The sequence below is a fragment of the Halomonas heilongjiangensis genome, assembly GCF_002879645.1.
GTDB lineage: Bacteria > Pseudomonadota > Gammaproteobacteria > Pseudomonadales > Halomonadaceae > Halomonas > Halomonas heilongjiangensis.
In genome coordinates this window covers 1-13,813 of the sequence record NZ_PNRE01000045.1, presented here as the reverse complement: position 1 = coordinate 13,813, position 13,813 = coordinate 1, and the positions used below count along the sequence as shown (strand labels likewise).

Annotated in this window: 16 protein-coding genes; 5 read left to right on the top strand and 11 right to left on the bottom strand. The window is 66.4% G+C overall.

Annotated features, from left to right (window positions below; all coding sequences use genetic code 11):
* A partial coding sequence (locus C1H66_RS10290) for a zinc-binding dehydrogenase (protein WP_102627800.1) occupies positions 1–750 on the top strand: 750 nt, incomplete at its 5' end.
* A 318-nt stretch (positions 751–1,068) separates the two neighbouring features.
* Complete coding sequence (gene gfa, locus C1H66_RS10285) at positions 1,069–1,641, top strand: S-(hydroxymethyl)glutathione synthase (protein ID WP_102627799.1); 573 nt, start codon at positions 1,069–1,071, stop codon at positions 1,639–1,641.
* Between the two features lie 124 nt (positions 1,642–1,765).
* On the opposite strand, the gene C1H66_RS22865 is transcribed toward gfa, so the two are convergent.
* Positions 1,766–3,475 carry a DEAD/DEAH box helicase family protein gene (locus C1H66_RS22865; RefSeq protein ID WP_170064131.1) on the bottom strand — a complete coding sequence of 570 codons (1,710 nt, stop codon included), beginning with the start codon at positions 3,473–3,475 and terminating at the stop codon, positions 1,766–1,768.
* Between the two features lie 311 nt (positions 3,476–3,786).
* Here C1H66_RS22865 and C1H66_RS10275 point away from each other — a divergent pair, with 311 nt between their 5' ends.
* Both C1H66_RS10275 and C1H66_RS10270 read left to right on the top strand, forming a co-directional pair.
* Positions 3,787–4,026, top strand: a complete 240-nt coding sequence (locus C1H66_RS10275; protein WP_181423430.1) for a hypothetical protein — start codon at positions 3,787–3,789, stop codon at positions 4,024–4,026.
* Between the two features lie 88 nt (positions 4,027–4,114).
* Positions 4,115–4,336 (top strand): LysR substrate-binding domain-containing protein, encoded by a 222-nt coding sequence (locus C1H66_RS10270; RefSeq protein WP_240618272.1) that lies wholly within the window; start codon positions 4,115–4,117, stop codon positions 4,334–4,336.
* Positions 4,337–4,381: 45 nt separating this feature from the next.
* Here C1H66_RS10270 and C1H66_RS10265 read toward each other — a convergent pair whose 3' ends face one another.
* The 8 genes from C1H66_RS10265 to C1H66_RS10230 form a co-directional block, all read right to left on the bottom strand.
* Positions 4,382–5,281: a SphA family protein gene (locus C1H66_RS10265; RefSeq protein ID WP_102627796.1), complete on the bottom strand. Its 900-nt coding sequence runs from the start codon at positions 5,279–5,281 to the stop codon at positions 4,382–4,384.
* Between the two features lie 86 nt (positions 5,282–5,367).
* A complete protein-coding gene (gene catA / locus C1H66_RS10260; RefSeq protein WP_102627795.1) occupies positions 5,368–6,309 on the bottom strand; it encodes a catechol 1,2-dioxygenase in 942 nt (313 codons plus the stop codon).
* Positions 6,310–6,350: 41 nt separating this feature from the next.
* On the bottom strand, positions 6,351–7,418 hold the full coding sequence (locus tag C1H66_RS10255) for an NADH:ubiquinone reductase (Na(+)-transporting) subunit F (RefSeq protein WP_102627794.1): 1,068 nt from the start codon (positions 7,416–7,418) through the stop codon (positions 6,351–6,353).
* A gap of 15 nt (positions 7,419–7,433) precedes the next feature.
* Entirely contained in the window at positions 7,434–7,796 is a 363-nt protein-coding gene (locus C1H66_RS10250) for a phenol hydroxylase subunit P4 (RefSeq protein WP_102627793.1), read from the bottom strand.
* Between the two features lie 12 nt (positions 7,797–7,808).
* Positions 7,809–9,320, bottom strand: a complete 1,512-nt coding sequence (locus tag C1H66_RS10245) for an aromatic/alkene/methane monooxygenase hydroxylase/oxygenase subunit alpha (protein ID WP_102627792.1) — start codon at positions 9,318–9,320, stop codon at positions 7,809–7,811.
* Between the two features lie 56 nt (positions 9,321–9,376).
* Positions 9,377–9,646, bottom strand: coding sequence for an MmoB/DmpM family protein (locus C1H66_RS10240; protein WP_102627791.1), 270 nt, complete (start codon positions 9,644–9,646; stop codon positions 9,377–9,379).
* A gap of 28 nt (positions 9,647–9,674) precedes the next feature.
* On the bottom strand, positions 9,675–10,661 hold the full coding sequence (locus C1H66_RS10235) for an aromatic/alkene monooxygenase hydroxylase subunit beta (protein ID WP_102627790.1): 987 nt from the start codon (positions 10,659–10,661) through the stop codon (positions 9,675–9,677).
* 48 nt (positions 10,662–10,709) lie between these two features.
* The gene (locus tag C1H66_RS10230) at positions 10,710–10,949 is read right to left on the bottom strand and encodes a phenol hydroxylase subunit (RefSeq protein WP_102627789.1); all 240 of its coding nucleotides are present in this window, start codon (positions 10,947–10,949) and stop codon (positions 10,710–10,712) included.
* 339 nt (positions 10,950–11,288) lie between these two features.
* Here C1H66_RS10230 and C1H66_RS10225 point away from each other — a divergent pair, with 339 nt between their 5' ends.
* Positions 11,289–13,004 (top strand): sigma-54-dependent Fis family transcriptional regulator, encoded by a 1,716-nt coding sequence (locus C1H66_RS10225; protein ID WP_102627788.1) that lies wholly within the window; start codon positions 11,289–11,291, stop codon positions 13,002–13,004.
* An 85-nt stretch (positions 13,005–13,089) separates the two neighbouring features.
* Here C1H66_RS10225 and catC read toward each other — a convergent pair whose 3' ends face one another.
* Complete coding sequence (gene catC, locus C1H66_RS10220; protein ID WP_102627787.1) at positions 13,090–13,380, bottom strand: muconolactone Delta-isomerase; 291 nt, start codon at positions 13,378–13,380, stop codon at positions 13,090–13,092.
* Positions 13,381–13,538: 158 nt separating this feature from the next.
* On the bottom strand, positions 13,539–13,813 hold a 275-nt coding region (locus tag C1H66_RS10215; RefSeq protein ID WP_276308835.1), incomplete at its 5' end, for an enolase C-terminal domain-like protein.

Sequence of the window (13,813 nt, the reverse complement as noted above, 5' to 3'; positions counted from 1 at the left end):
GGCACCTCGCGCTTCTCGCTCGACGGCCAGATGCTGCACCACTACATGGGCTGCTCGACGTTCAGCGAGTACACCGTGCTGCCCGAGGTGTCGCTGGCCAAGGTCTCCAAGGAGGCGCCGCTGGACAAGATCTGCCTGCTCGGCTGCGGGGTGACCACCGGCATCGGCGCGGTGATGAACACCGCCAAGGTCGAGCCGGGCTCGACCGTCGCCGTGTTCGGCCTGGGCGCCATCGGCCTGGCGGTGATCCAGGGCGCGGTGATGGCCAAGGCCAGCCGCATCATCGCCATCGACGTCAACCCGGACAAGTTCACGCTGGCCAAGCAGTTCGGCGCCACCGAGTTCGTCAACCCCAAGGACCACGCCGACCCGATCCAGCAGGTGATCGTCGAGAAGACCGACGGCGGCGTCGACTACTCCTTCGAGTGCATCGGCAACGTCAACGTGATGCGCTCGGCGCTGGAGTGCTGCCACAAGGGCTGGGGCGAGTCGGTGATCATCGGCGTGGCCGGGGCCGGCGAGGAGATCTCCACGCGGCCGTTCCAACTGGTCACCGGGCGGGTGTGGAAGGGCTCGGCGTTCGGCGGGGTCAAGGGGCGCACCGAGCTGCCGGGCTATGTGGAGCGCTACATGAACGGCGAGATCAACATCGACGACTTCATCACCCACGACCTGCCGTTCGAGCAGATCAACGAGGCCTTCGAGCTGCTGCACGCCGGCAAGAGCATCCGCAGCGTGCTGCACTATTGATACGCGCCCGAAGCCGCGCGAGTGATACGCGCCCGAAGCCGCGCGAGTGATACGTGCCCGAAGCCGCGCGAGTGATACGCGCCCGAAGCCGTGCGAATGATACGCGCGCGAACTGAGCAGGTCGGACGCTCGAACCGCAAGGAGAACCTACCCATGAGCCTCATGGACATGCTTCAGCGCTGGTTCGGCGCAACGAAGTCCCCACCCCCCAGAACCGCCGACAAGCCGGCCGAAAGGCCGGCGGCACCGAGAGCCGGCGCAACACCACCACCATCCTCAACCGCTCACTCCTCCACCGCATCGCAAGGAGATACCGCCATGAGCCACCATCTCCACATCCACCCGTCGGTGGACAACGGCGTCCGCCCCGGCAGCGCCAGCTTCGAAGGCGGCGCCCTGCATTGCCACTGCCCCGACAACAAGGTCGAGGTGACCGTCGATGCCCAGTGCGCCCACAACCACGTGTGCGGCTGCACCAAGTGCTGGAAGCCCGAAGGCGCGCTGTTCTCGATGGTCGCCGTGGTTCCGCGCGACAAGCTCAGGGTGACCGCCAACGAGGACAAGCTCGAGGTCGTCGATCCCTCCGCCGCCATCCAGCGCCACGCCTGCAAGAGCTGCGGAGTGCACATGTTCGGGCGCATCGAGAACACCGGCCACCCCTTCCACGGCCTGGACTTCATCCATACCGAGCTCTCGAATGACAGCGGCTGGGCGGCGCCGGAATTCGCCGCCTTCGTCTCCTCGATCATCGAGTCCGGCACCAATCCCGACACCATGGGCGAGGTACGCTCCCGGCTCAAGGAGCTGGGGCTCGAGCCCTACGACTGCCTCTCGCCGCCGCTGATGGACGCCATCGCCACCCATACCGCCAAGGCCAAGGGGGTGCTCTGAGCAAGGGAGAGCGAGACACCACGAGGAGATGCCCGGGCCCGCCGATGTGCGGGCCCGGGCGTTTCACGTCCGATAACCACACCTCGGGTGGGCCAGCAGAGAGACGATCAGACCCAACTGGCTCCTAACGCTCGGGCACCCCCAGGACGGCAAACAGCTCCGCGAGCTTCGGATCCTCCCGCCTGGCCCGCAGGATCGTGGCATCCTCCACCGCGAAGCGGCCTGTGGTGGCCCGCAGGTATACCGTTCCGGTCGCGTCGTCGACGAAGCGGACCTCAGGCACTTTTGCGATGCACTGCTTGAGGAACGCGCAATTCCTGCCGATCGCCAGGGTGTCGCCGCCGGGATAGACCTCCGCCGGGCATCTCGCCCCGGTGTTGATCCTCTTGTAGCGGTCGATGTTGACCAGGCCCAGGGGATCCAGGATATGAAGCGCTTCGCGGGTGCCGTAGGCGATGGTCGTCGGTGGCGTGTGCCTGGGGACGCTGTTGTCCAGGAACTCATACTCGAACCGGGGATAGGGGCTGTCCAGCCACTTGAAGAGCAGTCTGGGCATGCCGTCATAGGCTTCCACGCAGTGCCCCAGGAAGTCCGACACCGCCTTGTAGCGTCCCCGCTCCAGCCCCCGCTGCCAGCCCCGCTCCACCGTGGCCTCCGGCGGGGTGATGACGAAATAGATGTACATGGTGGAGACATGTTTCGCATAGGTGTCATCCAGGAGCCGCGCCACCCTTTCCGAGGAGAAGCTGTCGAAACGAAACCGGTCGATCAGCAGGTGCGGAATGGTGCGGTCCCGCTGTGCCTTGTCGCGGATGTAGCGGTCCAGCTTGGCATCGATCAGCTTGACCTCCTTGCCCGTCAGGCGGCCGGCATACTTGTAGGCCTCGCCCAGGGCGTCATAGTCGAGCAGCAGGCGGCGCCAGATGTCGGGGGTGATGGTCCCGTACTGCTCCGGCTGGATACCCAGGTCCTGCAGGGTGTTTCTCAGGAGGTGCCGCAGGGAGCTCTTGCCCGCCGCCGAGGCCCCCTTGAGGCTGATCAGGATCGGCTCGCTGGCGCAGGGGATCCGGCCGTAACCCTCCTGCTGCATGGCCCGTTCGACATGGGGCGCCACCAGGCGACCGAGCAGGCGGCTGCCGAAGTCGTTACAGGCATGCCGGGTGATCAACCTCGCCAACACCTCTCGGTCCACCCCGATATGGCCCTGGACGCCGGCGAGCGAATTCAGGACACGATACGCACTCTTGTAGATGGTCTGTTCCCGTTCGTCCCGGGCGGCCAACCCCTGCTGCTTGATGCCCTGGATCGCGTCATGATGCCGTTCCTGGAGGGAGCGACGATCCGGCTGCTGTCGCGGGGCCGGGCGTCTGCCAAACCACCTGGCCAGGAAGGAGACGGGCTCGGGCTCGGTCGCCACCGGCTCGGGGGCGAAGGCCGCGGCGAGGATGTCGCTCACCCTGACGTGTATCGACTCGTACAGTTGATCATACGCCTGCTGGAACGCCGGCAGATGGGGAGTCAGGTAGTCGGTCAGGATCTTGAGCGTGATGCGGCGAAAGTGCCGCCCCAGCACTTCCTCCTCGTCGCCCTCGGACACCACGACATCGGCCGTCACCTGCACGATCAGCTCGTGCAGCAGCAAGCGCTCCGCCCGGAACGCCACCAACTCCTCCTCCTCGAGCCCGGTGAGGGCTTTCAGTTCAGGCATGTCGGAGAGGCGGGAATAGACGTTGGCCGTTCGATGGATGGTTTCCAGGGCGTGATAGCGCCTGGGCAGGTCGGCCTCCAGGCCGGGGTTCCACGCCGAAAACTCGGCACCATCTCGATCGGGCATAGGCGTCACGCACGTGTTGCGATGTTCTGGCAGGATATCCAGCGGTCATGGAACGACATTGACCGACTTTGCCGCGTGGGGCAATCCCCGCCGGAGCTTGACTGTCGGCACAGTGGTCCTCGTGAGTCACCACGATCGCCGGTCAGTGCCAGCGACGGGAACTGGGGTAAGCGCCCCTGAGACCTGGCACCCCGCAGGCGGGACAGCGGACAGGGATAAAAAACACTGTTTTGCAACTTCCGTGCGGGCCGGTTATGCTCCGGGGGTCAACCTCGAACAGGGACCCCTCGATGAACGGAAGCCATATGCGAATGCTGTCTATCGGTCTGCTGGCCGGCTTGCTGGCCCTGGGACTCACCGGCTGCGGCACCACCACCGGAGAACGCGCGCTGAGCGGTGCCGGCGTGGGAGCGGCCATCGGCGGCGGCGCCGCGGCCATGACCGGCGGCAGCATCACCCGGGGAGCGGTGATCGGCGGGGGCCTGGGCGCCGCCGCCGGGGCGGCCACCGACCGGGACGACATCGACCTGAGCCGTCGCCGTCGTTACTGATCTCGCCGTCCCCGCCGACGACCCTCGCCGAGCTCGCCGACGCCGACTTCGTCTGGGGCTTCCGCAGCGCCTCGACTTCCACCCCCGGGTGGTGCAGTACGGCGCCGACAACATCGCCATCCTCAGCATGGTGGCCGCGGGCCTGGGCATCGCCATCCTGCCCGCCGCCAGCAGCTGCCACCCCCGCTTCCTGCGTCTGCCGGAGCTTGACGGCTGCGAGATGCCGCTCTGGTTCGCCTGGCGTCCGGACAACGACTCACCGGCGCTGCGCAACCTGATCGGGCTGGTCGGGGAGACCACGGGGACCTGACGGGGCGCCGCCACGCTGGGGTGCGGCGGCGTCCTGGCGGGAGTCCTAGAAGGCCTTGGTCAGGGTCAGGCGCAGCAGGTCGCCCTGAGGCCGGGCGCGATTGTCATACTCGTGGTAGTAGGCACCGTTGAGCCCCACACCCAGCGCCGGCCAGAAATAGCCCGCCTCGACGCCGATGGCGTGCTGCTCGGCCTTGTCGTTGGGCACCCCAGGCGCCACGCCATCATCCGCCCCGAGCTGCCAGGCGTCGTAGCCGACCAGCCCCAGGGTCAGGCCACTGGCCAGTCGATGACCGATCCCCCACTCCACCACCAGGCTATCGCCGGGGGTGATGCCGGTCCCGTCCTGCTTGCCGTGGATCTCGTAGCGCGACAGGGCCGAGAGCGTCCAGCGTCGCTCGGCATCGAAGTGCCAGCTGCCGCCCAGGGTCAGCATGGTGGAGCCGAAACCCTTGCCGATGGACGCCGGCCGGTCGGCGGAGAAGTCGCCGGTATCGAACCAGTAGCCGGCGGCGGCGACGGCATCCCAGCGCTCACCATGCCAGCCCAGCACCACGGGGCTCAGGAAGATATCGCCGACACCGCTATCGCCGTCCCTGACACCGACCCCGTCGAAGCGCAGCGAAACATCCTGGATGGGTATGATGGCCTCCAGGCCATAGTCGGCACCGAGGAATGTCTTGCCGGTCATCCATACGAAGCGATTGACCAGAGCCGTGACCTCGCCGCCATTGTCGCCGGGCAGGGCGTCGCCCCGACCATCGCGCAGGCTGTCGATATCGTAGTGGACCAGATAACCACGGTAGTAGAGCCCGGGCGGCGGCACCACCGGGCCATCGAGGCCCTCGACGCCGGGAACGTAATGGCCATTGGCGGCCCAGGTGGAGGAAGAGAAGGCGCAGCCGCCCAGGGTCAGCGCCGCGGCCAGCCGATTGATGTATCGCATAGGGGAATTCCTTGTTGTCGTTATGGATCGTCTGCCGGGGCAGGCATCGGGGCCGCCGACGCTCTCGACAGCGGCCCCGGTGATGGTCAGTCGGCGGCGTCCTCCAGGGCCCGCGGGCGGGCATGACGGATCTGCAGCTCGGGCGCGTCGGTCGCGACCAGCTCGACGTCGAACACCACCTCGGTGAAGGGGCCTTCCAGGCCGCGCCGGTCCGCCTCTGCGGGGTCTTCGATGCGCCGGCCGTTCACCACCAGCTCCTCGCGGGTGGCGAAGGCGAAGTCATCCCAGGTGTAGGGGTCGCCGCCCAGGTTGATCTGGGTGGTCAGGTGGCGATGGCCCGGCGCCGAGATGAAGAAGTGGATATGCGCCGGACGCTGGCCGTGCCGGCCCAGGGCGGCGAGCACCTGGTCGGTGGGGCTGCCCTTGGGCACGCCGTAGCCCGAGGGGATGATGCTGCGGGCGCTGTAGCGGCCGTCGGCATCGGCGAGGATGGTGCGGCGCAGGTGGTACTCGCTCTGGGTCGGGTCGAAGAAGGAGTAGCCGCCCTTGGCATCGGCGTGCCAGATCTCCACCTGGGCTCCGGGGATGGGGTTGCCCTGGGTGTCACGCACCTGGCCGGTCAGCCACATCACCTCGCTGGCGGTGTCGCTGCCGTCGTCCATACGGGCATGGCCCTCGGCCTCGGGGGCGCCGGCCACATAGAGGGGCCCCTCGATGGTGCGCGGGGTACCGCCGGTACGCTGGGCCTCGGCATCGGCGGCGTCCAGGCGCATGTCCAGGTAGTGGTCGAAGCCGAGCCCCGGCGACAGCAGGCCGAACTGGGTCTCCTTGCCGAGTTCGTTCATCAGGCTCACCGCCGACCAGAACTCCTCCGGGGTGACGTCGAAATCGTCGATCAGCCGGTAGAGATCGGAGAGCAGGCGATGGACGATCTGCTTGGCACGCTCGCTGCCGCCGACCTGGTCGAGGCCGGCAACGGTCTTCAGGAAGTCCTGCACCTGGGGAGTGTCGAAAATCTTCACGGTCATGGCGTCTTGCTCCTTGTGGTTCTTGTGAGTCGGGTGGCGGGTTAGATCCGCTTGAAGAGGGCCGAGCGCTGCCCGCCCTCGGCGCCGTCGGCGGCGGTCAGGAAGCGCTCCATATGGATGTCGCGCTCGAACAGTCGCCCCTGCATCAGGGCGGTGATGGCCGCATCGATCATCGGCGGCGGCCCGCACAGGTAGGCCTTGTGCTCACTGAAGCGGCCCTCGAAGTGGGCGATGGCGGCGTCGTGCACGAAGCCCACGAAGCCATCCCAGGCGTCGTCGTCCAGGGGCGCGTTGAGCGCCGGCATATAGGTGAAGCGCTCGTGCTCGGCGGCGAGTCGCTCGAAGCGCTCCCGGTGGTAGAGCTCGGCGAGGTTACGCGCCCCCTGGAAGAGGGTGATGCGCCGGGTATCCTCGGGGTCGGCCAGCAGGTCGAGGATCATCGACTCGGGACTGGAGAGCCCGGAGCCCCCGGCGATAAAGATCACGTCCTTGGGGTCGGACTTGCGCACGAAGAACTGGCCGTAAGGGCCGCTCAGCGCCAGGCGCTGCCCCTCCTCGAGTTGCTCATGGAGCCAGGTGGTGGCCGCCCCGCCCTCGACCTTGCGGATATGCAGGGCCAGCTCGCCGGACTCGGCCGGCTTTGATGCGATGGAGAAGGCGCGGGTGCCCTCCACGCCGGGCACCCGGAGGTTGATGTACTGACCGGCCTGGAAGGCCATGCCTTCTCCGTCGAGGCGCAGGCGGATCTCGCGGATGGTCGGGGTCAGCTCGGTGATGGCGCTGACGGTGGCACTCCAGTCCTGCACCGGATGGCCGGCGAAGTCGGGATCCTCGTCGACGTCCGCCTCGATCACCAGGTCACTCTCCGGGTGACAGCAGCAGGCCAGGCGGTAGCCCTCGTCGCGCTCCATATCGAGCAGGGCGAAGGGCGAGGCGTCGCCCACCTCGGCCTCGCCTTCCAGCACCTGCACCTTGCAGGTGCCGCAGGTGCCATGGCCGCAGGCGAAGGGCAGCCAGACGCCCTGACGCAGGGCCGCGTCCAGCAGGGTCTGCCCCTCCTCCACCTCGACGATTTCGCCGGTGGGTTCGATGGTCACTTGATAGCTCATGAGGCTGCCCTCCCCTCAGATGGCCGCGTCGGCCAGGTCCGACAGCCGCGGCGTGATCAGGCGCAGCTGTGACTTGTGGTCGATGCCGTTGTCGGCCAGCGAGGCGTCGCCGCGCGGGGTGAAGGCCTCGCCGTCGAGGCGCCACTGGGCCTCGGCGAAATCCAGCACCTCGCTCTCGGGATGCGGCGCCAGCGCCGGCGTGAGCACCTCCGCGAGGAAGGCCTCGAAGGGCATCGCCGGGTCGGCGAGGAAGGTCAGGGGGGCGCAGAACAGCAGGTGGCGCTCCCACATCACGTACACCAGTTGGTTGCCGTGGAAGTTCTCGACGCGGTCGCGCACCGGGCCCCGGTAGTTCGGATAGTTGGCGTTTACGCTCATGGTCTCTCCTCCTCAGACGGCCTGTTTCCACGCCGCCCAGCGGCGCTGTTCGGCGGAGCCCTCGAAGTCCAGGTTGTCTTCGCCCATTTCGATGCGGTAGTAGTCGCCGATCACCTTCTCCATGTCGGCGCCGCCGCAGTTGCCCTGCAGGATCTGGTGCACCGGCAGCCAGGCCTGGACGTACTTCTCCGGCTCGTGGTGGAAGATGTCGCGGCAACCCTCGGAGCAGAAGTGGTAGCGCTCGCCGTCGTGGACGGTGTCGCGGTGGCTGAGCAGGGTGTCATCGTCCGGCTCGGTGATCGCCAACGGAATCTGGCAGACCTGGCAGAGTTGCGGCAGGGTGTTGTTGTAGAAGCGCTCGCCGCGGGCGGCCTTCTCGGCCAACAGCTCGAAGCGCGGCCGGTAGAGGCGGTCGAAGGTGTCCGGGTACTTCTCGGAGAGCCAGTCCATCTCCTTGGCGGTGGGCACCCAGGTGTTGAAGGCGGTGGCATGGCCGTACTGGTAGAAGATGAACCAGGCCTGGTGGCTGACGTGATCCTTGCCGATCACGGTCTGGTCGGCGTACTTGGGCGGGCGGATGCCGTAACGCTCCAGCTCCTTGAACAGGGCGCCGCCGGCCTCCTCGTAGTACATCGTCCAGGCCTCGGCCCAGGACATCACCTTGTTGGGCAGCATGTAGTCCATCATCATGCCGACGATGGAGAGCAGCCGGTAACCGCGCCACAGCCACTTGTCGAGCCACTGCTGGATGATCGGCACGTTGTCCTCGTGCTGCTCGAGGATGAACTTGATGATCTCGAGCCCGAGGGTCATGTGCCGCGCCTCGTCGGACTGGGCCGAGAAGCCGAAGGTCACGGTGTTCATGTCGCCGTTGTAGGCGGCCCCGGACATGAAGGGCAGGAACAGCAGGTTGGTCAGCACGTACTCGAAGGAGAAGGAGATCGCGGTCAGGAACTCGAAGGGCCCGGCGGTGGAGGCGTCCTCGAAGAACGACTTGGGCACCGACAGGTACCAGACCCGATCGAACATGTGCGGGAAGTCATGCATGCCACCGAAATACTTGTTGTAGTGGCTCATGGCGTGGATCTGGGTCTGGGTGTGGCGCAGCTCGTCGATGGACTGCATCTGGCAGGCGATGCGTGCCCCGACCCCGCCGAACTGGCGACCGACCCGGGCGTAGCCCTTGTAGGCGTTGTACTCGAGCGGCGTGACGGCGGTGATAAACAGCTTGACCGCGTTCAGGTAGCGCGGGTCGGAGATCTTCATCTGGCCGTTGTTCTGGGACACCGCATCGAAGATCGCGTAGAGCTTGCGCTCCTTCTCCGCCTGGAATTTCCAGTAGTTGTCCATGGTCAGGCGGAAGGGGTCTTCCCACTGGTCCCAGTCGGTGATCTTGATGCCCTCGAAGCCCTCCTGGGGGAAGATATCCTCGTAGCGCTGATAGCTGGGCTCCCAGCCCAGGTCCCGGGTCATGATCCGGTAGCGCTCTTTCATGTTGAGTCGCTTGCTGGTCTTGGCATTCATGGCTAACTCTCCTGCGCCATTATTGTTGGCTGGCGTGTGATGGCGTCGTCGGGGACTCAGGTGTTCCAGTAGAGGGTGAAGCTGTCGTCATCCTCGTCGACGTTGCCGCCGATGCTGATCATGTCCACCTGGAGCTCCTGGGTATCCCAGTCGCGGCCCAGCTTCTCCTCCACCGTCTCGCGGCGGATGGTCAGGCGGTCGTCGGCCTCGACGCGGATCATGGCCGGGCTATGCTTGACCTCGGCGCCGGGGTTGTCCTCGCCGATGGCCTCGACGATAAAGCGGGCGTTCTCGTTGTCCTGCAGGGCGATAAAGACGCGTGACATGGGGCTAACTCCGTAATCAGGGGAAGGCTCAGTGGGTCTCGAGCAGGCCGAGTTTGGCGAGGCGCTTGTCCAGCACCCCCAGGGCGGCGTCGAGCTCGATATCGGCGTCGATGGCCACCGGGGTCAGCGCCTCGAGGGCACGGCTTCGCCAGTGGGCGACCCAGCGGGTCAGCTGCGCCCGGTTGGCCTCGCTCTCGCCGGCCAGGGTCTTGAACAGGGCATCGATGAAGCGGCTGCCATCCTTGAACCAGTCGCCCATGAAATCGGTGAGCATGGCGATATCGCCACCGCCGATTTCCAGCAGGCGCTCGTCCAGGGTCTCCAGCAGGAAGGGGTAGAGCAGGCCGTCGAAGATCAGGTTCTGGGCCAGGGAGAGCTCGGCCCAGTCCTCCACCACCAGGGTGTCTTCCACATAGCGGCGCACGCCCTGCCAGGCGGGATCCTCCATCCACAGGTTCTTGGCTTCGGCCAGCAGGACACCGGGCGACTCGTCGATCAGCAGGCCTATACGGGTCAGGTACTGGGCGACGGCCAGGCGGTCCATGCCATGGAACATGTGGGCCTGGCTGAGGGTGGTGCCGTAGGCATTGCCGGCGATGCCGACATTGTTCATGTTGGCGCCCATCTCGACGTGGCGAAGCGGCAGCAGGCACTGGACCACCAGACGCCGCGCGGCCTCGTCCAGCCGGGCGCCCAGGTTGCGCTTCTCGAAGAAGGCGAAGCTGGTCTCGGTGCTCTCCTGGAGCTTGGCGCGGGCGCCGACCCAGGCGCCATAGTAGAACTGGCGGGGGTCGCTGAAGGCGTACCAGTCCTCCATTTTCAGGGCGGTATAGCCGGGGTCGTAGAGCTCATGCTGCTCGTCGAACATCGGCCGATAGTGGAAGTTGCTGGTCGGCTGGATGTCGAAGCTGGCCTCCTGGTAGCGGGTCGCCGGCTTGTCGCCGAAGCGACGCCTGGTATGGCCATAGGTCTGGCGAATCGGTGTGATCTCCGTCGTCTTGATCTCGACGCTCATGGTCTCTCCTCGCTTGTTGTTGTCCGGGTGTCGTCGACACCCGCTCGATCATTGACTGACGCTGTAGCGCCACTTTTCCATCTGGATGTCGACCGCTCTGGCCTGCGCCTCGGTCATGAAGGTCACGTCGTTTCGTGAGCAGAATTCCTCGAAGGCCAGCGGTGGCAGGATCAGCTCCACGAAGAGTTCCGGGTTCTCGATCGCGAAATCGAACTCGACGAAACGCTCGCTTCTCTCCCTGACGCGCACGAAGCGCTTGAGGGTCTGGGGAATGGATGACTGGGACATCGAGCACCTCCGGGTGATGCGTCACCCAGGGAGTACAAGGGCCGTGCCAAGTCCTGACGACAGGGCACGGATCATTGAAAAACAATTACCTGCGTCATGATCGGCGCGGCTTTTTCCCGCCCGGAGGGTGACGGGGATCAAGGAAATGGTGAAATGCTGCAACGCGGCGTCACAAAATCATGAAATCCACGAAAAGCCGGCCAGGGAAAGGCGCCATGCTGGTGGGAAAAGCGAGGGGGTTTTATGCTGTTGCCTCCACCGGCAGCGGAGCCGGCGGGCAACACTAGACTAAAGAATAATGCATAAAAGCCCGCTACCGCCCGACTCACGAGAGACGCCATGCCCACGCCCCTGACGACCCCGCGCTATCCCGATAGCCAGGACATCCTCGACAAGCTGCGCTTCCTGCCCGCGGAGGGACAGATCTGGCTCGGCGAGCAGCGCATGCTGTTGCTGCAGGTGCAGACCATGGCCACCTTCCGCAAGGAGATCGTCAATACCATGGGCCTGCAGCGCGCCCGCAGCTTCTTCATGCGCCTGGGCTACCATGCGGGCATCCAGGATGCCGAGCTGGCCAGGGCGGTGCGCGGCCAGGACATGTCGGTGGCGGACGGCTTCCTCACCGGCCCCCAGCTCCACGCCCTGCGCGGCCTGGTCAAGGTGGTACCCATCGCACTGGAGATCGACACCGAGAGCGGCCACTTCTACGGCGAATTCGAGTGGCAGGACTCCTACGAGGTGATCATCAGCCAGAACACCTTCGGCCCGCTCAAGGAGCCGGTGTGCTGGCTGCAACTCGGCTATGCCTGCGCCTACTCGAGCCAGTTCCTCGGCCAGGAGATCCAGTATCGTGAAGTGGAGTGCCGCGGCTGCGGTGACGCGCGCTGCCGCATCGTCGGCAAACCGGCCCAGGAGTGGGAGGATCACACCGCCTTCGCAGAGCTGTTCCGCGAAGACCCGTTGATCGACGAACTCTACGAGCTGCAGTCGCGCATCGCCTACCTGGAGGACGACATCGCCCGCCACCAGGGCGAAGAGCGCCATCGCCCCATCGGCCAGTCGCCAGCCTTCCTGGGGGCGCTGGACCTGATCGATCGCGCCGCTCGCTCCGAGGTGCCCATCCTGCTGCTCGGCGAGACCGGTACCGGCAAGGAGATTCTCGCCCACCGCGTCCACCAGAAAAGCGAGCGCGCCTCGGGCCCCTTCGTGGCGGTCAACTGCGCCGCCATCCCCCCCGAGCTGATCGAATCGGAGCTGTTCGGCGTCGAGAAGGGCGCCTACACCGGTGCCGTCCAGTCCCGGGCCGGACGCTTCGAGCGCGCCCACGGCGGCACCCTCTTCCTCGACGAGCTCGCCGAGCTCTCCCCACGCGCCCAGGCCGCCCTGCTGCGCGTGCTGCAGGAGAAGCAGATCGAGCGGGTCGGCGGCCAGGCCAGCTACCACGTCGACGTGCGCATCGTCGCCGCCACCCATGGCGACCTGGCCGAGCGCGTCCAGGACGGCCGCTTCCGCGCCGACCTCTTCTACCGGCTCAACGCCTATCCGGTGCTGATCCCGCCGCTGCGCGAGCGCCGCGACGACATCCCCCTGCTCGCCGACCACTTCCTGGCCCGCTGCGAACAGCACTATCGCCTCAAGACCCTGGGCTTCACCGACCAGGCCCAGGCGGCCATGAGCCGCCACGACTGGCCGGGCAACATCCGCGAGCTGCAGAATACCATCGAGCGCGGCGTGATCCTCACCGGCGATCGCCACGCCATCGGCGAGCAGGCGCTGTTCGGCCAGCACCCCCTCCCCGCCCGCGGCCAGGTGCTCGGCGCCGGCGGCCGGCTCACCACGGCGGCCGAGGACGCCGGCGGCGAGTCGTCGACCGCCACCCTCGCCTCGCTGTGCCAGTCGATCCTGGACGACGGCATCTCGCTCGATGCCCTGGAGGAGGCCCTGCTGGAGCAGGCCTATCGCGAGGCGGGAAGCAACGTCTCGGCGGCCGCGCGACGCCTGGGACTGAGCCGCGCGGCGCTGGACTATCGGCTCAGGAAGCGGAGGATGCTGTAGCCCGACCACCGACACACCACCCCACATGACGAAGCCCGCCAATAGGCGGGCATCGTCATACTGGGCATTGGTCGCCTGGGTGAGATCAGCTGTCGTCGTCGCGGATCGACGAGGGATGCCGGCACAGCGGCTTGACCGCGATCTCCATATACGGGAACAGCGGCAGGTTAGAGACGATCTCCTGCAGCTCGGCGTTGTCCTCCACGTCGAAGATGCTGACGTTGGCGTAGCTCCCCGCCACCCGCCACAGGTGACGCCACTTGCCGCTGCGCTGCAGCTCCTGGGAGTAGGCCTTCTCCTTCGCCTTGATCTCGGCGGCCTGCTCCGCCGGCATCTCCGGGGGCAGCTTGACGGTCATTTCCACTTGGAAAAGCATTCGCACTCTCCTTCTGTGTTGAGTCAAAGTAGCGATGATTCACCCGCTTGGGGTCTGTCCCTGCAGGTTGCCAGGTTGCCTACATCGGCCGATGTTTCAGCAAATGGTAGCCAGAGGGACATCCCCCTGCCGGGCGCGGGCCCTTACTTGCGCGGCTCTTATATACGGGCGTAGTGGGCCAGCTTGTCTTCGTCGAGGGTGATGCCGAGCCCCGGGCCGGTCGGTAGCTCGACGCCGAAGTCGTGGTAGCGCAGCGGCGTCTCGACGATGTCGTCCTCGAGCAGCAGTGGGCCGAACATCTCGGTGCCCCAGGCCAGCTCGGGCAGGGTCGCCCAGGCGTGCAACGAGGCAGCGGTGCCGATGGTGCCCTCCAGCAGGGTGCCGCCGTAGAGGCCGATCCCCGCGGCCTGGGCCACATGGGCCAGCTCCAGCA